This is a genomic window from Maribacter aestuarii (assembly GCF_027474845.2).
GTDB classification, from domain to species: Bacteria; Bacteroidota; Bacteroidia; order Flavobacteriales; family Flavobacteriaceae; genus Maribacter; species Maribacter aestuarii.
On record NZ_CP107031.2, the window covers coordinates 3822680 to 3841397 of the forward strand.

Genomic DNA, 18718 nt, shown 5'->3' on the forward strand with positions numbered 1-18718 from the left:
ATTAATTTTAGTTTGTTAATTACATTAATCCATAATACAGATGAAAGCTGTCACTCTAATCGTTTTAAGCGTCTTTTTATTTTCCGTGTCTTGCAAAGAGGATAAACCTCTAGAAAACAATAATGAAGACACAGCTATTTCTACTATTTATTTAATAAGACATGCAGAAAAGGATAGAACAGATACTGACGATGTAGACCCGGAATTAAATCAAGAAGGACTTGGAAGAGCAATGCATTGGGCCGAAATCTTAAACGATGTGGATTTGGATGCTATCTACTCTACGGATTTCAACAGGACGTCCATGACGGCTGCACCTACTTCGGTAAAAAAGAATGTTGATGTGCAATATTATGACCCTAGAACCATTGACTTTGAGCAGTTTAAAACAGATAACCTGAACAAAAAAGTGCTGGTTGTTGGGCATAGCAATACCACTCCAGATTTTGTGAACAAACTAATTGGGGAAGAAAAATATAGCCAAATAGACGATAGTGAAAACGGAAGCTTATTTATTGTGCAAATAGTTAATGGAGTAGCCACCGACACTAAACTTATCTTTAATTGTAATTGCCCTGACTAACGGCAATGTTCTCCAGCCTTATTTCGGAAAGTAGCTCCAGTTCATTTGCTTCGAACAAACTATCAATTTTATAAATAGGGACGTCTAAATCATTGGACTTATAGTTTTTATAATCAACAAAACGAATCCCGCCTACTAACCTTTCGTTGAAAGCTTCCCTGAATCGTTGTCCCCCACCATTAACATGAAATTCGTAGGCCAAATAATCTGGTTTATAGGATCGTGCATTAAACCAATATATATAAACGTCATCGAAATCATCCCCACCACCTTCTTGGTCAAAAGTGACCATTACCTTATAATATTCCTCTTCCTTAATTGTGACTTTTCCCAAATGTTCTTTGTTCACCGCTGCATCGTTTAAACCATAGGGTAAATACGCAAAATAATGGACGGAGTTTACCGCATTGGCAAGGGTATTCGCGGTACTATCAGGAAGAATAACCAGACTACCGTTGGAATAGCGCTCAAATTTTATTGGAGATTTAACGTCCAATAAGTCAAGCGTATCATTTTTGATTCTACGTTTTAAAATTTTCTGCTTTCCTATAGGTTCTGAGCTGTACTGTCTATCCCTAAAATCAAATGAAATCTGACTTTTATCATAGCGTTCCCCACCACTGACCTCAATGCTACTATCAACAATAGCCTGCGCAGTGGGCAAGTCTTCATGCTGTTTGCATGAAAACAAGATTAAAATCAGAAATATTCCAATTATTTTTTTCATTGATGTTTTTCTCTATGGTTCGTGAAAATGAAGCTTTCATTACAAAAGAAAGGTTTTATTTCCTTTTAAAAATCCATAGGATTATTTAATTGTCCTTATTTTTGTTGAGCATGCAGAACAACATCAACATAAAGAATAAAAAAGCCCGTTTTGAGTACGAATTGTTAGACAAATTTACAGCAGGGATTGTTCTGGCCGGGACCGAAATTAAATCCATACGCTACGGAAAAGCATCCATTACAGAGAGTTTTTGCGAATTTAACGATAAGGACGAGCTATTTGTCATCAACATGCAGATAGATGAATATTCCCATGCCTCCCATTTTAACCACAAACCAAAAGCGGAAAGAAAACTATTACTCAATAAAAGAGAATTAAAAAAATTGGCGAAAGAAGTTAAAACTTCGGGGCTTACCATAGTTCCCCTAAGACTATTCATTAATGAAAGGGGACTGGCCAAATTACAAATTGCATTGGCCAAGGGTAAGAAACTTTATGACAAGAGGGAAACCATTAAGGACAGGGACAACAAACGAAACCTTGCTCGCATCAAGAAGGATTTTAATAATTAACTCGATAATCTAGATTTAAATGACCCAAGGCTTACTACGAAAATTTAAAATTATTTCCTTCCGAATGGATTGTGGGCTAACACCGAAGTAGTTGTCGCTTAGTTTTTATCTTCTAAAAGTGGTACGAAACGGAAAGGTCCATACTCCGTCTTTTCAAATTCCTTTTCTGAACTACGTGTGTACACTGTCATGATTTGGTCCTCAATACCTACGGGAATCACCAATCTCCCACCTACTTTTAATTGAGAAAGTAGTGCCCTTGGCACCTCTGGTGCGCCTGCGGTAACAATGATACCATCATAAGGAGCATTTTCAGGAAGACCTTTATATCCATCGCCAAAAATAAATTTCTTAGGCCGGTAGCCCATTTTCTTAAAAAACAGACTGGTTTTTTTAAAGAGTTCCAGTTGCCTTTCTATGGTATAGACCTTAGCCTTACATTTTAATAAGACCGCCGTCTGATAGCCACTCCCCGTCCCTATTTCGAGAACGGTCTGATTTGGTTTTAAATCTAAAAGTTCCGTCTGAAAAGCTACGGTATACGGTTGTGAGATAGTTTGGTTCGCGGCAATAGGAAAAGCTTTGTCCTGATAGGCGTGCCCTTCAAAACTACTGTCCATGAACATGTGTCTAGGCACTGCTCGTACAGCGTCCAGAACAGTTTTATCCGTTATTCCCTTCTCAATTAATACTTGCGCCAATTTATTGCGCATTCCCTTATGCTTAAAGGTATCTTTCAATGGTAGTTGGTTTGAAACTCAAAGTTAGGAAACATATAATTACAAAAGAACATCCCAATAAAAAGTTATAGCGATGCCAAATATGAAAAGTGATTCCCCTAAACTTATAAACTATGCTTATTTTTGGGAAAAATGAAAACTATGTTGAAAGTAGGGGTTTTAGGGGCTGGACATCTTGGAAAAATACATTTGCGATTACTGAAAGAGTCCCAGAAATACCAATTGATTGGTTTCTATGACCCCGATGTGGCCACCGGAAAGAAAGTTGCCGATGAATTTGGCTATAAATACTTTGAAAAAATAAATGATTTGTTAAATGCCGTAGACGTTATCGATATTGTAACCCCTACCGTTTATCATTTTGATAGTGCAAAAAAGGCGATAGAAAAAGGTAAACATGTCTTTATAGAAAAACCTATAACTAGCACGCTTAAAGAGGCTCAAGAACTCTTAAAGTTAGCACAGGAATACGGTGTTAAAGGTCAAGTAGGCCACGTAGAACGGTTTAATCCTGCATTTACGGCCGTAAAGGAGTTGATAAATAAGCCAATGTTTATAGAAACGCATCGCTTGGCGGAATTCAACCCAAGGGGAACTGATGTTCCTGTGGTGCTCGATTTAATGATACACGATATTGATGCCATTTTAAGTGTCGTAAATTCAAAAGTCACCCAAATCAATGCGAGCGGAGTTTCGGTAATAAGCCAATCACCGGATATTGCGAACGCAAGGTTGGAATTTGAGAACGGTTGTGTAGCAAATCTTACCGCCAGTCGGATATCATTAAAAAATATGCGTAAATCCAGGTTCTTTCAGAAGGACGCTTATATTTCGATAGACTTCTTGGAGAAAAAGGTAGAAGTTGTTAAAATGAAGGATGCCCCCGAAAACCCTGGAGATTTTGACATGATACTCCAAAATGCCGAAGGGGTTAAAAAACAGATTTATTTTGAGAATCCATCTATTGATACCAATAATGCTATTTTAGACGAATTGGAATCGTTTGCTGACGCCATTAATGCCGACTCCACACCAGTGGTCACCTTAGCACAGGGAACAGAAGCCTTAAAGGTTGCGCTAGCGATAATCGACTCTTTTAAAACCAAACAATTATGAAAAATATTACAGTAATTGGCTCAGGTACCATGGGTAATGGAATTGCCCATGTATTTGCTCAAAATGGCTATGCCGTAAACTTGGTCGATATATCCAAAGAGGCACTGGAAAAAGGTATCGCTACCATTACCAGAAATTTGGATAGAATGATTACCAAAGAGCACATCACCGAATCTCAAAAATCAAGTACCTTAAATCATATAAAAACAACTACTGATTTAAAAAGCGGGGTCAAGAACGCTGATTTAGTGATTGAAGCAGCCAGTGAAAACATTGATGTTAAACTCAATATTTTTAAGGAGTTAGATGCAGTATGTGGCACAGACACCATATTAGCAACCAATACTTCTTCCATATCCATTACCCAAATTGCCGCCGTTACGAATAGACCCGAAAAAGTAATTGGCATGCATTTTATGAATCCAGTTCCGATAATGAAATTGGTTGAGATTATTAGAGGTTTTAGTACTTCCGATGAAACCACCAAAACTATTATGGACTTATCTCTAAAATTGGAAAAAACACCCACCGAGGTGAACGACTATCCCGGATTTGTGGCAAATCGTATTTTAATGCCCATGATAAATGAGGCTATTGAAACCTTGCATCACGGCGTGGCAGGAGTTTCGGAGATAGACACAGTTATGAAACTGGGAATGGCACATCCTATGGGACCTTTACAATTGGCTGATTTTATAGGGCTGGATGTATGCCTTTCCATTCTTAATGTAATGTACGAGGGATTTAAAAACCCGAAATATGCACCATCTCCCCTATTGGTAAATATGGTCACTGCAGGCAAATTAGGTGTCAAATCAGCGGAAGGATTCTACGATTATTCTCAAAGCAAAAAAGCGGAAACGGTATCAAATCAATTTTCAAAAAGATAAATGGCAGACGTAAAACCTTTTAGGGCTATAAGGCCTACTAAGGACAAGGTAGCCTTTGTCGTTTCAAAATCTTATCAGGAGTATTCACAAAATGAACTTAAAGCCAGCCTTAAATTCAACCCATTTACATTCTTACATATAATTAATCCCGGATTTAAGTTCGATAAGAAAGTTACTGGTAGCAAAAGGTTTGCTTTAGTACGTAATCGGTACTTGGAATTTTTGGAGGAGGGTATTTTCAAAAAAGACAAATCACCAGGATATTATTTGTACGAGATTAATAACTCAGATTTTAAGTCTTACGGGCTTTTCTGTGCTACTTCAGTTGCGGATTATAGGAACGGTATCATAAAAAAACACGAGGATACTATAAAAAGACGAGAGGAATTGTTCGCCAACTATTTGAAAACCGTAAGATTTAACACAGAGCCCGTGTTAATGACCTATGAAGAAAATTTAAGCACCAAAAATCTTATGGAATCCCAAAAGAGTAAGAGCCCAGACTATCACTTTACAACAACCGATAAGGTTACACATAAGCTCTGGGTAATTTCCGAGATCGAAACATGCAAGCAAATAGAGGAAGAATTCAAGAAAGTAAAAAAATTATATATAGCCGATGGTCATCATAGAAGCGCGTCCTCAGATCTGCTGTGCAATTTGTTGGACAATAAAAATGTCAATACAGAAAAAGCCTCCAGCTTTTTTATGAGCTATCTAATCCCTGAATCCGAAATAAAGATTTATGAATTCAACCGAATGATTAAAGATTTGAATGGACTTGACAAGGAAGAATTTCTAATCCGTTTAGATGCTTATTATAGAATAGAGAATAAAGGTGCCATGCTTTACAGACCATCTAGAAAAAATCATTTCAGTATGTATTTGGATGGAGAGTTCTATGCGCTATACTTAAGGAAGAAAGTCTATAATTTTACGGATGCTTTAAGTAGGCTGGACACTCAAATCCTATATACGACGATATTACAGCCTATTTTAGGAATATCAGATTTGAGAAATGATAAACGTATAGCATATGGTTGTGGAAAACATAACAGCATACATATGAAAAATGAGATAGATTCCGGTAATTTTGAAGTGGGGTTCAGTATGCTTCCAGTTACCATAAAGGAAATTAAGGAGATTGCAGATGCAGGTTTGGTCATGCCTCCAAAAAGCACGTATATAGAACCAAAATTAAGAAGTGGGCTCGCTATCTATGAGATTTAAAAATTTAGAGAATAAAGAATGTCGATAACCGAAAACATAAAAACCATTCTGGCAACACTGCCGGAGCACGTAACTTTAGTTGCCGTTTCCAAAACCAAGCCTGTTAGTGATCTTAAAGAAGCCTACGATGCAGGGCAACGTGTTTTTGGGGAAAACAGAATTCAGGAAATGACGGAGAAATGGGAGATTTTACCCAAGGACATTGAGTGGCACATGATTGGTCATGTGCAACGAAACAAAGTCAAGTACATGGCGGAATATGTCGCGCTCGTGCATGGTGTAGACAGTCTAAAACTATTAAAAGAAATTAATAAGCAGGGTAAGAAGTATAATCGTAAAATACCCTGTCTTTTGCAAGTTCACATTGCCGAGGAGGATACCAAATTTGGTTTCGATGAAAAAGAGTTGAAGGAGCTGGTAGACAATTCAGAATTTTTGGGACTTACAAACGTAACCATAAAAGGATTAATGGGTATGGCAACGTTAACGGATGATATGAAACAAGTGAGGAGGGAATTTAAATCGCTTAAAACCCTCTTTGAGTCACTGAAATCGAACTTTAAGAACTTGGAAATCCTGTCCATGGGCATGAGTGGGGACTACCAGGTGGCCATTGAAGAGGGAAGTACCATGGTGCGTATTGGAAGTAGTATCTTTGGTGCTAGAAAGTAAAATCAAGGAATAGATTCTAAATTTTTGAAAAGTATACATGTATTCGATACTGGATATTGAAACAACTGGGGGGAAATATAACGAAGAAGGGATAACCGAAATCGCTATACACAGGTTTGATGGGCAAAAAGTGGTGGATAAGTTTATTAGTTTGGTAAACCCAGAAAAAGACATTCAACCCTTTGTGGTGAACCTTACTGGCATCAACAATAAGATGCTTAGGACCGCCCCGAAATTTCATGAGGTTGCCAAGAGAATAGTGGAAATTACCCAGGACACCGTAATCGTTGCCCACAATGCGCAATTTGACTACCGCATCCTAAGAACCGAATTTAGACGGCTCGGCTACAATTTTGAGCGCAAAACCCTATGCACAGTAGATTTATCCAAGGCATTATTACCAGATGCTGAATCTTACAGCCTTGGCAAATTGGTACGTTCCCTGGGGATTCCAGTAAGTGACCGTCACAGGGCCAATGGGGACGCGTTGGCAACCATTAAACTGTTTAAGCTATTACTGAACAAAGATTCCGAGAAAACAATCATAAAGGAAGTTATTCGTAAAGAAACTCAAGGCGAACTTTCGGAAAAACAACTGGATATCGTTCGGAGTATGCCCAATGAAACGGGAGTGTTTTATGCACATAATAAAGATGGTGAAGTTATCTATTTGAGCAAGAGCACGAACATTAAAAAAAGGGTCAATCAGTTATTCACAAGAAGTAGTACAAAATTCCGAAAATTGATAAAGGAAACCAAAAAGGTGACCTTTGAGCAAACGGGAAGTGAACTCGTGGCATTATTAAAGGAACATCAAGAACTTATAAGGAACAGACCCAAATACAATATCATTCCCAAAAAGCGAATGTTCTCCCATGTGTTGTGCAGTTCTAAGAACGAAAATGGGTATAGAGAACTGAGAGTGCTACCTAATCGCGAATGTAAGGATAGGCTGGGGGTATTCAATGGTGTATTCAGTGCTAAAAACCATTTATACAAAATTACTGAAGAGTTTAAGCTTTGTGACAAGCTCAATGGTATTAGCAAAGCGAAGAAGAACTGTTCCAAATACGAAAAGGGAGAATGTTTCGGCGCTTGTATTCGAAAAGAGGATGTAAGCAATTATAACCAGCGCGTACATGAGGCCGTTGCAAAATATAGCTTGAGGGATAAGAATGTACTCTTAGTGGACAAAGGGCGAGAGATTGGAGAATATAGCGCAATCCTCGTAAAAAAAGGATCCTTAGTAGGTACCGGCTATTACGATTTGAACCATCAAATAAATAATATTCATATCTTAGAAAGCCTTATTACACCAATGGACGGCACCGAAAATGCCAATTTTATCCTAGAATCATACTTAAGGAAAAAAAGGATTTTGAAAACTATTCAACTTAATTGACCTGAAGTGAGCAAGCAAAAGCCACAGGCAGAATGGAAGCTTAAACTTCATGAGATAATCTATGAAGCGGATACTCCAATGGGTAAGTTGTTTGACATTTTGCTCTTTATCATCATTATTTTCAGCGTTATTCTGATAATGCTAGAGAGTGTTAAGGAAATTGATGCGGAATACCATGGAGTTCTTTTGACACTGGAATGGATTGTAACTATCTTTTTTACGGTAGAATATATTGCCCGGATCATCTGCATTAGAAAACCAACGAGCTACATATTCAGTTTTTATGGCATCATCGATTTTCTTTCCACCATACCATTATATCTATCTTATATCTTGGCCGGTTCTCAAGTTCTTTTAGCGGTTAGGGCATTTCGATTGTTAAGGGTATTTAGAATTTTGAAGCTTGTCCAATTTTTAGGTGAGGCCTCACAACTTAAAAAGGCACTGAAAGCAAGCAGGGCAAAGATTACCGTTTTCTTGTTCGCTGTATTGATAGTTTCCGTAATGCTTGGTACGCTTATGTATATTGTAGAGGGCGATGAAGCAGGTTTCACGAGTATCCCTACGAGTATATATTGGACCATCGTTACATTGACCACCGTGGGTTACGGAGATATTGCACCCATCACTCCACAGGGGCAGTTGATTGCAACGATAATTATGCTTTTGGGTTATGGGATAATTGCAGTACCCACAGGCATTGTTACAGTTGAGTTTGGTAAACAGGGTAAGGGTAAAACCGACGGTAATGTACAGCAATATGTTCATGTGAACACTCAAGCTTGCCCCAACTGCAGCAAAGAAGGGCATAGGGATGATGCCACGCATTGTTATAATTGCGGGAGTGTATTAAATGAATAATATCCTAATCTCCATAACAGGTCCAACAGGCATTGGTAAGACCAAGTTGGCCGTATTACTGGCCCAACATTTTAACACGGAAATCATATCTGCCGATTCCAGACAGTTTTATAAAGAAATGACCATAGGTACAGCCGTTCCTAGCAAAGAAGAGCTTACTGCTGCACCACATCATTTTGTACAGCATTTGAGTATTAAGGAGTCTTATTCTGTGGGTGACTTTGAACGGGATGTCATTACAAAATTGGAGCAATTATTTGAAACCAAGGAATATGTCATAATGGTTGGTGGCAGTGGCCTGTATTGTGATGCCGTAATTTCTGGTTTGGACAGATTCCCAGTAGTAGATTCAAATATAAGAAGAGATTTAAATAAGGAACTCAAAGATAATGGTATCGCTAGCCTACAAAAAAAGCTAGCATCGTTGGATCCAGAATACTTTAAAATAGTTGATTCCAATAATCCGCACCGATTAATACGAGCATTGGAAATATGTATTGGAACGGGAAAACCCTACTCTTCATTTTTAAACAAAAAGAAACCAAAAAGGAACTTCATGGTATTGAATGTGGGTCTCACTGCGGACAGAAAGATAGTATACGACCGAATAAATACCCGCGTAGATGTAATGATTGCGGAAGGTTTGGTAGAAGAAGCGAAAAAATTATTTCCTTTTAAAGAGTTGAATGCCTTACAAACAGTAGGATACAAGGAGCTCTTCAAATATTTTGAAGGAACCCTAGATTTGGAATTTGCGATAGCTGAAATAAAAAAATACCCGGCGATTTGCCAAACGACAAGTTACTTGGTTCAAAAAAAGCCAAAATATGCTATGGCTCAATTTTGATTACAACAAACAGGAGGCCATTCAACAAATTGAAGAAAAACTAAGTGAGCTTAAAAATGAATAATGATGTGATCATATTTGTCATGGGAGTTTCTGGTAGTGGGAAATCTACTATTGGTAAACTCTTGGCAGAAAGGTTGGACTACCCCTTCTTTGACGGAGACGATTTTCACCCCAAGGCCAATATAGAAAAAATGGCGCAAGGAAAACCCCTTAATGATACGGATAGAAAGAGTTGGTTGGAGCGGCTGAATCGATTGTCCATTGAACATAAAAACAAAGGTGCCGTAATTGCCTGTTCCGCGTTGAAGGAATCGTACCGGCAGACACTTTCCAAGCATCTAAACGAAAATTGTCGCTTTGTATATCTAGAAGGAAGCATGGATGAAATTAATCAGCGATTGGCACAACGAACCGATCATTTTATGCCACCGGCACTTTTAAAATCACAGTTTGAAACCCTAGAGGTTCCTAAAAATGCCATTAGAGTGTCAATTAACAATTCCCCCGAAAAAATCGTGAATACTGTTGTAAAAGTGTTAGAAACGTAAAAAGCATCCAACTAAGGATGCTTTCTAACTTTTAAGAACCTCAAAGGTCATTCGTCCTCATTTTTTATGACCAAACGGAAACCTTCTCCATGAATGTTCAGTATTTCCACAGTATCGTCACGCTTTAGATACTTACGTAATTTGGCGATATACACATCCATACTTCTTGATGTGAAGTAATTATCGTCTCTCCAAATTTTTGTGAGTGCTAATTCCCTAGGCATCAAATCATTTTCATGTAAGGCCAACAAGCGTAATAATTCATTTTCTTTTGGAGACAACTTAATGACTTCCTCGTCCTTATATTTTAAGAACCTTAATTTTGAATTTAAGTGAAAACCACCAATTTTAAATTCAAATTTCTTACTATCAGCTAAACTATTAGATGCTTTTCTTTGAAGTATTGCTTTAAGTTTCATTAGAAGCACCTCAGAGTCAAACGGTTTGTTCAGATAATCGTCCGCACCGGCTTTGTATCCTTTTAAAACATCTTCCTTCATAGTCTTGGCGGTTAAAAAAACGATTGGAACATTCTCATTCTTCTCCCTAATTTCTTTGGCGAGGGTAAAACCATCTTTATAGGGCATCATTACATCTAGGATACAAATGTCATAATTGTCCTTTTTAAACTTCTCAAATCCCTCCATGCCGTTTTTAGCTAGGGTAACATCAAAGTCGTTCATGGACAAATAATCCTTAAGTACGATGCCAAAATTTGGGTCATCTTCTACTAATAAAATCTTCTTATTTATTGTTTCCATTATTGTTAAATTAAAGGCAGTTTAATGTAAAAAGTACTTCCTTTTCCTTTTTCACTTTCCGCATATACTTCACCTTGGTGATCATCTACTATTTTTTTTACGTAGGCCAACCCTAATCCGTGACCTTTTACGTTGTGAATATCTCCTGTGTGTTCTCTATAAAATTTTTCAAAAACCCTTTTTAGAACCGCTTTACTCATGCCAGCACCTTGATCTCTTACTTTTATAATTATAAAATTCTTGGCCTTCTCTGTAAAAACATCAATTTTTGGTGCCTTAGGGGAATATTTGATGGCATTATCCAACATGTTCACGACAACGTTGGTCAAATGCATTTCATTAGCCAATACTTCCGAACGTTCAGCCTCTAAGTGCGTATTAATATAACCACCCTTATCAGCAACGATTAACTCCACATGTGTAATGGCGTCTTTTATGATGTCGTGTGCGTCTACCCTATCCTTACTTATGTCCAATTGGTTTTTCTCCAGTTTGGAGATCCGCAAGACATTTTCCACTTGGGCATGCATTCGTTTATTTTCGTCCCGGATCATCTGTAAATAACGAGAGACCTTTTCCTTGTCACCGATTATCTTCGGGTTCTTAATAGCTTCTACTGCCAAGTTGATAGTAGCTATCGGTGTTTTGAACTCGTGTGTCATATTGTTGATGAAATCCGTTTTGATTTCCGAAATCTGCTTTTGCCTTATAAGCTGATAGATAGCGCCGGAATAGGCCACCACTATAATCAAGGTAAACAATAAGGATAACAACGCAAGACCCAGTATTGACTGCACCAGAAAACGCTTCTTCTTTGGAAAGGAGACCAAGAGATCAAAAGTGGAATTTCCCTCAATATCCGTAAACATATGTGCCTTGTAGACGTTAGTCTCGGAATACTTGAACTTTCTGGATTTTACTTTAGTTGGAAGTCCATTGCTATAAACCCCATATTCAAAATCGATATCCACTCCCCTATTTTCCAGTTCTCGCTGTACCAAAAGTTCTATCTCCTGTTTGGAAACACGTTTATGGATAGGCACCCGTTTTGCGTATGTGCCAAAAACATCTTCCATAGCGGCTTTCTCCATGGCCGAAAGACCTCCTATTTTCTCAATACGCTGAATAGGGTCTAAACGATAACTCTTACCGTCTAAATCGTAGTCCTCCTTAAAGACCGAAGTTGTCCGTTTGCTGGTATAATTTTTAATGACAGTGGTATCACCACCATCACCATTATCAAAGAACGTAGAGGAAATGCCATAATCCTCTTCTAAAATACCATGTTCGTAAAGCAGTATTTCATTGGAATTGACATCCCTATTAATAAAAAAGAAGTTAGTGAATTGAGTTCCCTTTAAATCCCCTACACTATCCTTAGCCCGGAGGTATCTATCAAAATAGTTTTTCCTCTCCCGCTCTTCAATTTTCAGCGTAACGCTATTTAAAGCCTCTGAAACGATGTTAGAAAACTGTTCCTCCTTATCCTCGACCGATTTTTTAATCCAAAAACTTTGAACAAAAATCAATCCTATAAGCGACAAGCTCATCAGGATAACTAAGAGCACGAATAACCTCTTGTTCATTTTATGTTAAAATTAAATATTTAGTAGGTAGTGCCTTGTACGTTTAACCTAACCTTAACAAAAATGTTAAAATTTGGTAAGCCTTAGCAATATTCAAGGATAGCGGAGTTTAACTCCCCAACTTTTACCCTTGTTTCTTCCAAATTGATATTTTCTATTACAAAATCCGCCAATTCTATTTTTTTAGAATCTTCTAATTGATTATCCATCCTTGCTATTATGGCTTTTCTATCGGCACCGTCCCTATCCATTACACGCTTGATACGGACTTCTACCGGGGCTGTTACCAATATAGTTTTATCATAGAAATCCATGGCTTTGTTCTCAAAAAGAAGTGCCGTTTCCTGGACGACGTAGGGGGCATCCTGTTTATCCACCCATTTGAGGAAATGTTTCCTAACTGCCGGATGAACAAGCTCATTTAGTTTGTTTAGCATCGTTTTGTCCCCGAAGACTGATTGGGCAATGTACGGACGATTTAATTTGTCCCCGAGATATGCCTCCTCACCAAATAAATCACGTATTCCTTTCCTTAATTTTTTGGAGGATTCCATCAACTTTTTTGCCCACATATCGGAGTTGTATACCGGAACTCCTAATTCGGTAAAGAAACTGCCCACTTTGGTTTTTCCACTACCTATACCACCCGTTAACCCAACAATCATCATTCCCTTAAGAGTATAAATTCTATTTCATTGACCAATAAACGGGCATTCTTAATGTCTTTCGGATATTCTTCCAAGGTAATCGGCAAAGTATTATTGTCCGTTCCAGAAGCATTAGAATAATCAGCAACGACATGAAAATCAGTTGTTTCAAATTCCTTCATGTTTTCCAATTTACCTTGACAAAGTACTTGAACACTGCCCGGAAAGGTACGCACTTTCACATTATCCGGAAGGTTAACAACGGTTACGGGAACTTCTATGATATTTTCGGAAAATCGAAATACCTGCCCGGAAATTTCGACGGTATTAGACGAAAAGACTACGGTTTCCAAACTTTTAGGTTTAATCAAACCAACATTTTTCACAAAAGCGTTGTCCACATTTTTTAATTCCAGATAAGCCGTACGTATGCCGGTAATGGTATCTATTTCATTTTTTGCACCCGTTATTTCAATTTTGGACGGGCTTACCCTAATTGAGTCCTCTAACATGAAATTAGTGGCCAAACTAAAATTCACTCTTGGAATTACCGGAACCTCTTTGGTTACCAGCGTAGTAAAATTAAAAAATAAGGTGTCGTCCTCTATTTCCAACAAGGTCATTGAATTTGGTAATTGATCTTCAATTTGCTTACGGTATATATCCGGGGAAATGTAGTATATTGAATCTTTACGTTTTAATTTAGACATATCTATGGAAACTTTCTTTTTTCGCAATTCAAACCCTAAAAATTGAAACCCTAAAGCCTGTAACCTAAGCTCTACGGTATTTTTGGGCTGATTAGTCAATAATAGCTCTTTGGGCGTATTAACATAATCCAGTTCGAAGTAGGTAGTACTGTTATAGGAAAATGACAGATTATTTATAAACCAAGCAAGTGCAGAAAAAGCAAGAATTATCAGAAAAACTTTGACCTTTCTTTTTTTCAAACCCGAACGTATCCATTCTAAAACCACTATTGCTTATTTTTTTTGAAAAACAAATTTGGGAATATTGACTCTGGTGCTCTCTGCGTAAAGTTAAGGTAAAGGCTAGATTTCAAAAAACCGAACCCGTAACCAAAAAACTGAATAACTACGGCCAACAGGGCCGTTAATGCTATAGGTATACTCCTAGTCTTAAGAAACGCATCCATAAACAAAAGAACAAAATAGCCGGCAAAAACCAGTATGGGCCACCATATATTCCAAAAAAGCAACATGACGGACACCAAAATCCCTAAAATAAAAAGTGACGGAAACCAGTAAGTCAACTTTGCGGTCTTTGGATGCCATTTGTTCAAAATTGGCCGGACCATACCGAATTTTTTTACCTGGATATAAAACTTTTTCCAGTCTATTCGTCGCTTATGATAAACAAAAGCATCCGGTATTAGTTTCGTCTCAAATCCGGCTTCCCAGATACGTATGGTTAAATCTGGGTCTTCCCCGGGATGAATATTTCCGTATCCCCCAACTTTTTCAAAAGCAAACTTTGAAATTCCCATATTAAAACTCCGCGGTTGAAACTTATCTACCGAGTTTTTCTTTCCCCTAATGCCACCTGTGGTCAAATAGGAGGTCATCGCATAATTTATTGCCTTTTGCACCAGCGTAAATGAGGGATGAGCCGCATCTGGCCCTCCATAACAATGCACAAAATCGTTCTCCAGATGTTTTTTTACTTCTGAAAGGTACTCAGGCGGCAGTATGCAGTCAGAATCCAGGATAATAAAGTAATTTCCTTTTGCCGCCCGCATCCCGTAATTTCTGGAATCTCCCGGACCTGAATTCGGTTTCTCGTAGTAAGAGATATTGAGTTGATCTGAAAACTGCCCAATGATATCCTTGGAAGATACGGTAGAGCCGTCCTCTACAATAACAATTTCGAACTCCTTTCCAAAAGTTTGCGCAATAAGACTATCTAAAAGCTCTCTAATCTCATTAGGCCTATTGAAAACCGGAACAATAAAAGAAAAATATAAATCCATTGTTACTTTTCTTTATTTGAAAGCCCAGGTTTAAAAATCAAAAATTAATTTATTGATGGGGTTTTCGGCGATATTAAAATTTATCTATCACTTCTTGACTAACTCCTGTATTGGAAAATCCTCCGTCGTGAAAAAGATTTTGCATGGTGACCTTTCTAGTAAGGTCGGAAAAAAGTGTAAGAGTATAATCTGCACAGTCTTGAGCGGTAGCATTGCCCAAAGGTGCCATTTTTTCGGCATAATTTATAAAGCCGTCAAAACCTTTTATCCCTTGCCCGGCAGTGGTTGCAGTAGGCGATTGAGAAATAGTATTTACCCGCACCTTCTTTTCTTTGCCAAAGAAATACCCAAAACTACGTGCTACGGACTCTAAGTATGCCTTATTATCTGCCATGTCATTATAGTCAGGAAAAGTACGCTGAGCGGCCATGTATGTAAGCGCTACAATACTACCCCACTCTTTCATTGCATCAGCTTTATATAGTGCCTGCATCACTTTATGAAAAGACAGCGCGGAAACATCCCAGCCCTTTGCTGTAAAATCATAATTTTCATCCGTATATGACCTACCTTTTCTAACATTTACAGACATCCCAATGGAATGCAGGACAAAATCCAGTTTCCCACCTAAAATCTCCATGGATTTAGTTACTAGATTTTCTAGGTCTTCTTCACTGGTGGCATCAGCTGGAATAATTTCAGAACCCGTCTCCTCTGCCAAAACCTTAATTTGTCCCATCCTCATGGCAATAGGAGCGTTGGTCAATACAAACGTACCTCCCTCATCGTGCACACTTTTGGCAGTTTTCCAAGCGATTGAGTTTTCGTCCAATGCTCCAAATATGATTCCTTTTTTACCTTTTAATAAGTTATAAGCCATGTTAGTTGGTTCAAAAAATTAGATTTAATCAAAGATATTTAAAATATGTTAAAACGGATTTTAATCCAAGACACAATTTAGTTTAATAACTGTCTCGCGTGGGCCATTGCAGAATCCGATATGTTTTTTCCACCCAACATCTGGGCCAACTCCACAATGCGCTCATCACTGGACAGCTTTTTCATATCGGTTTTGGTACGGTTCTCTTCTTCAGATTTAAAAACTTTAAAATGGTGGTTTCCCTTGGAAGCCACTTGCGGAAGGTGGGTAATGGAGAATACTTGCATTTTTCCGCTCATCTCTCGCATAATGTCTGCCATTCTGTTGGAAATTTCACCGGATACCCCTGTATCTATCTCGTCGAACATAATGGTGGGCAGTTTCTCGTATTTGGCCAATATGGATTTAATCACCAACATAATTCTTGATAATTCCCCGCCAGAGGCTACTTTTTTCAACAAACCAAAATCACTTCCTTTATTCGCAGTGAATAAAAAGGAAAGATCGTCCATTCCGTTAACCTTAAAATCCTCTGCTACTTTTAAAGTAATTTGGAAAGCGGCACTCGGCATTCCCAATAGGGCTAATTTCTCCTCCAATTGCTTTTTTAGGTCGGGAATAACAGCTTGGCGCCTTTCCCGTAAAACCAGACTCTGCTCCTCCAAGATAGATGTCAACTCCTGTAATTCCTTTGTTTTCAAGGCAATGTTTTCTTCCACATTCGCTGTTTCAAGCGCCTTTGCAGCCAGGGATTCTTTGACAGCTATCAGTTCTAAAATGTCACTAGCCCCATGCTTTTTGAGTAAATTATATAACAGTTGTAGTTTTGCGTTTACCTCTTCTAACATAGACGGATTGACTTCCACCCCTTCCTGGAAATCTTGAAGCTGGGAATTTACATCATCCAGTTCTATAAAGGCGGATTGAATTCTTTCAAATAATTCCGCATACTGTTTACCGAATCCAGCTAATTTTGAAATGGCTGATTTTATTTCCGTACCCAACGCCATTACGCCAATCTGGTCGTCATTAAAAAGTTGGTCGGCCTTGGAAAGTTGCTCCAGTATCAGTTCTACGTTGCTCAGTTGTTCCTGTTGTTCTTCCAATTCTTCCATAACACCCTCTTTTAAGGGGGCGGACTCCAGTTCGTTAAGCAAAAATGTCGTGTAGTCTTGTTCCTTGGTTGCGTTTTGCTGAAAATCGATGAGCTTTTCGAGCTCCTTTTGAACTTTGGAATATCTGGACAGCGATTCGGAATAATTAATTAAATGATTCTTGTTATCCGCCAGGGCATCGATTAGTTTTAATTGAAAATCATTCTCCGTAAGCTTTAAAGTCTGATGCTGTGAATGCACATCGATCAATCGATCCCCAAGTTCTGAAAGGATATCCAAGGTAACAGGGGTATCGTTTATAAAGGCGCGCGATTTTCCACTAGGTAAAATTTCCCTTCTAATAACGGTAGTCTTCTCGTAATCCAAATCATTGTCTTCAAAAAATGGTTGTAGCCCATAATCCGAAATTTTAAAATCGGCCTCGACAATACATTTTTTTTCCTTATCGCGAAGAAGGGATAAATCCGCACGTTTCCCCAGCACCAAGGAAAGACCTCCCAGCAAGATGGATTTCCCCGCCCCCGTTTCACCCGTAATCACGGTGAAACCCTCATCCAATTGGACATCTAGGGCGTCAATTAGGGCATAATTATCAATAGAAAGATTGGATAACAAACTTCAAAAATTTAGATAACCAAAGGTAATCTATATTCTGATTTGAAAAAAGGGTCAGTACTTTATATCATTCCAGGTGCTGGAATATAAGGGAGCAATCTTGGTAAGCGTTTCCTTAAGCTTTACGATATCCACTTTGGGACCATCCGAAAATATATTCTGGATTTCGTCTGACTTGGCATCAAAAAATGTGGATATCAGAAATGCATTAGGTCTTCTATTAATCATGGTCTCGAACAATTTCATGGTTCCCGCTACTACTTGCTTTCCCGTACTATTATTATCGGCCATAATGTCCATCCCTTTCCTATGATAATTGTACATGGCCACACGATATTCTCTATAGGTGTTTGACAGCAGGTTGTCTACCAGTTCAAACCTACTACGATCGGTAGATTGGCTCCAACCCGCAAAGTTTGTTCCCTGGGCTTGGGTAACTATTCCCTGTGCCTTTCTAAAGAAATCCGTTCCCCCTTCTAAAGAAAAGGTATCCGCATCCAGGCCTAAAACGATATAAACGTAGTAAGAGACCACAGCGATTAAATTCGATTCAAATACATTTTCATTATAGACTAGGGGCTGAAACTCAATATATTGAAAATTAAATTGATTGTCCTTGTAATTAAAAACCGGAGTTTCATAAGAGGTATTGTAAACCGGCCTTGACGATTGAATTTGAATATTACCTTTAAACCTGTTGGACTCGTATTCGGTTATCGTAATGAACATTTGTCCATTGATACGTTCGTTCTCCTTATATACTCGGTTCGTCCACTTATTTTTATTCACGAAATCGTTTAAGGAGCGCTCCAACGTATTAAATATAGGTAAGTCACCTTGTGATAACTGATCCGAGTTTACGGTTATATTAAAATTTAGTTCCTGTCCGCATACGGATAAGGCAACGCAACCAAAACAAATAAAAAAAGGAGC

Annotated in this window: 19 protein-coding genes and 1 pseudogene; 10 read left to right on the plus strand and 10 right to left on the minus strand. The window is 38.3% G+C overall.

The window, feature by feature from the left end:
- Positions 1 to 40 precede the first annotated feature (40 nt).
- Positions 41 to 583 (plus strand): SixA phosphatase family protein, encoded by a 543-nt coding sequence (locus N8A89_RS17445; RefSeq protein WP_281540356.1) that lies wholly within the window; start codon positions 41 to 43, stop codon positions 581 to 583.
- On the opposite strand, the gene N8A89_RS17450 is transcribed toward N8A89_RS17445, so the two are convergent.
- On the minus strand, positions 561 to 1310 hold the full coding sequence (locus N8A89_RS17450; RefSeq protein ID WP_281540357.1) for a DUF6503 family protein: 750 nt from the start codon (positions 1308 to 1310) through the stop codon (positions 561 to 563). The two genes, N8A89_RS17445 and N8A89_RS17450, sit on opposite strands and share 23 nt — an antisense overlap.
- A 110-nt stretch (positions 1311 to 1420) precedes the next feature.
- Between N8A89_RS17450 and smpB the strand changes: the two genes are divergently transcribed.
- Positions 1421 to 1882 carry an SsrA-binding protein SmpB gene (smpB, locus tag N8A89_RS17455; RefSeq protein WP_281540358.1) on the plus strand — a complete coding sequence of 154 codons (462 nt, stop codon included), beginning with the start codon at positions 1421 to 1423 and terminating at the stop codon, positions 1880 to 1882.
- Positions 1883 to 1980: 98 nt separating this feature from the next.
- On the opposite strand, the gene N8A89_RS17460 is transcribed toward smpB, so the two are convergent.
- Entirely contained in the window at positions 1981 to 2622 is a 642-nt protein-coding gene (locus N8A89_RS17460) for a protein-L-isoaspartate(D-aspartate) O-methyltransferase (RefSeq protein ID WP_281540359.1), read from the minus strand.
- A gap of 141 nt (positions 2623 to 2763) precedes the next feature.
- On the opposite strand from N8A89_RS17460, the gene N8A89_RS17465 reads away from it, so the two are divergent.
- The 8 genes and pseudogenes from N8A89_RS17465 (at position 2764) to N8A89_RS17500 (ending at position 10191) form a co-directional block, all read left to right on the plus strand.
- Positions 2764 to 3738, plus strand: coding sequence for a Gfo/Idh/MocA family protein (locus N8A89_RS17465; protein WP_281543311.1), 975 nt, complete (start codon positions 2764 to 2766; stop codon positions 3736 to 3738).
- Positions 3735 to 4628, plus strand: a complete 894-nt coding sequence (locus N8A89_RS17470; RefSeq protein ID WP_281540360.1) for a 3-hydroxybutyryl-CoA dehydrogenase — start codon at positions 3735 to 3737, stop codon at positions 4626 to 4628. Before N8A89_RS17465 ends, N8A89_RS17470 begins: the two co-directional genes overlap by 4 nt.
- The gene (locus N8A89_RS17475) at positions 4629 to 5858 is read left to right on the plus strand and encodes a DUF1015 domain-containing protein (RefSeq protein ID WP_281540361.1); all 1230 of its coding nucleotides are present in this window, start codon (positions 4629 to 4631) and stop codon (positions 5856 to 5858) included.
- 18 nt (positions 5859 to 5876) lie between these two features.
- On the plus strand, positions 5877 to 6530 hold the full coding sequence (locus N8A89_RS17480) for a YggS family pyridoxal phosphate-dependent enzyme (protein ID WP_281540362.1): 654 nt from the start codon (positions 5877 to 5879) through the stop codon (positions 6528 to 6530).
- A gap of 37 nt (positions 6531 to 6567) precedes the next feature.
- The gene (locus tag N8A89_RS17485) at positions 6568 to 7932 is read left to right on the plus strand and encodes an exonuclease domain-containing protein (protein WP_289644685.1); all 1365 of its coding nucleotides are present in this window, start codon (positions 6568 to 6570) and stop codon (positions 7930 to 7932) included.
- A gap of 6 nt (positions 7933 to 7938) precedes the next feature.
- Positions 7939 to 8793 carry an ion transporter gene (locus N8A89_RS17490; protein WP_281540363.1) on the plus strand — a complete coding sequence of 285 codons (855 nt, stop codon included), beginning with the start codon at positions 7939 to 7941 and terminating at the stop codon, positions 8791 to 8793.
- Positions 8786 to 9704: pseudogene (gene miaA / locus N8A89_RS17495) on the plus strand (tRNA (adenosine(37)-N6)-dimethylallyltransferase MiaA). The gene N8A89_RS17490 and the pseudogene miaA overlap by 8 nt, the downstream one beginning before the upstream one ends.
- Positions 9697 to 10191, plus strand: coding sequence for a gluconokinase (locus N8A89_RS17500; protein ID WP_281540364.1), 495 nt, complete (start codon positions 9697 to 9699; stop codon positions 10189 to 10191). Before miaA ends, N8A89_RS17500 begins: the two are co-directional and overlap by 8 nt.
- Before the next feature lie 47 nt (positions 10192 to 10238).
- On the opposite strand, the gene N8A89_RS17505 is transcribed toward N8A89_RS17500, so the two are convergent.
- From N8A89_RS17505 to porD, 8 genes are all read right to left on the minus strand, one after another.
- Positions 10239 to 10952, minus strand: a complete 714-nt coding sequence (locus N8A89_RS17505) for a response regulator transcription factor (protein ID WP_281540365.1) — start codon at positions 10950 to 10952, stop codon at positions 10239 to 10241.
- A gap of 5 nt (positions 10953 to 10957) precedes the next feature.
- The gene (locus N8A89_RS17510) at positions 10958 to 12538 is read right to left on the minus strand and encodes a sensor histidine kinase (protein WP_281540366.1); all 1581 of its coding nucleotides are present in this window, start codon (positions 12536 to 12538) and stop codon (positions 10958 to 10960) included.
- Positions 12539 to 12621: 83 nt separating this feature from the next.
- Complete coding sequence (gene coaE / locus N8A89_RS17515) at positions 12622 to 13206, minus strand: dephospho-CoA kinase (protein ID WP_281540367.1); 585 nt, start codon at positions 13204 to 13206, stop codon at positions 12622 to 12624.
- A complete protein-coding gene (locus N8A89_RS17520; RefSeq protein ID WP_281540368.1) occupies positions 13203 to 14135 on the minus strand; it encodes a CdaR family protein in 933 nt (310 codons plus the stop codon). Before N8A89_RS17520 ends, coaE begins: the two co-directional genes overlap by 4 nt.
- Positions 14136 to 14161: 26 nt before the next feature.
- Positions 14162 to 15175: a glycosyltransferase family 2 protein gene (locus N8A89_RS17525; protein ID WP_289644686.1), complete on the minus strand. Its 1014-nt coding sequence runs from the start codon at positions 15173 to 15175 to the stop codon at positions 14162 to 14164.
- A gap of 73 nt (positions 15176 to 15248) precedes the next feature.
- Positions 15249 to 16055, minus strand: a complete 807-nt coding sequence (locus N8A89_RS17530; protein WP_281540369.1) for an enoyl-ACP reductase FabI — start codon at positions 16053 to 16055, stop codon at positions 15249 to 15251.
- Positions 16056 to 16132: 77 nt separating this feature from the next.
- On the minus strand, positions 16133 to 17785 hold the full coding sequence (gene recN / locus N8A89_RS17535; RefSeq protein ID WP_289644687.1) for a DNA repair protein RecN: 1653 nt from the start codon (positions 17783 to 17785) through the stop codon (positions 16133 to 16135).
- A 54-nt stretch (positions 17786 to 17839) separates the two neighbouring features.
- Positions 17840 to 18706, minus strand: a complete 867-nt coding sequence (gene porD, locus N8A89_RS17540; protein ID WP_281543312.1) for a type IX secretion system protein PorD — start codon at positions 18704 to 18706, stop codon at positions 17840 to 17842.
- Positions 18707 to 18718 lie beyond the last annotated feature (12 nt).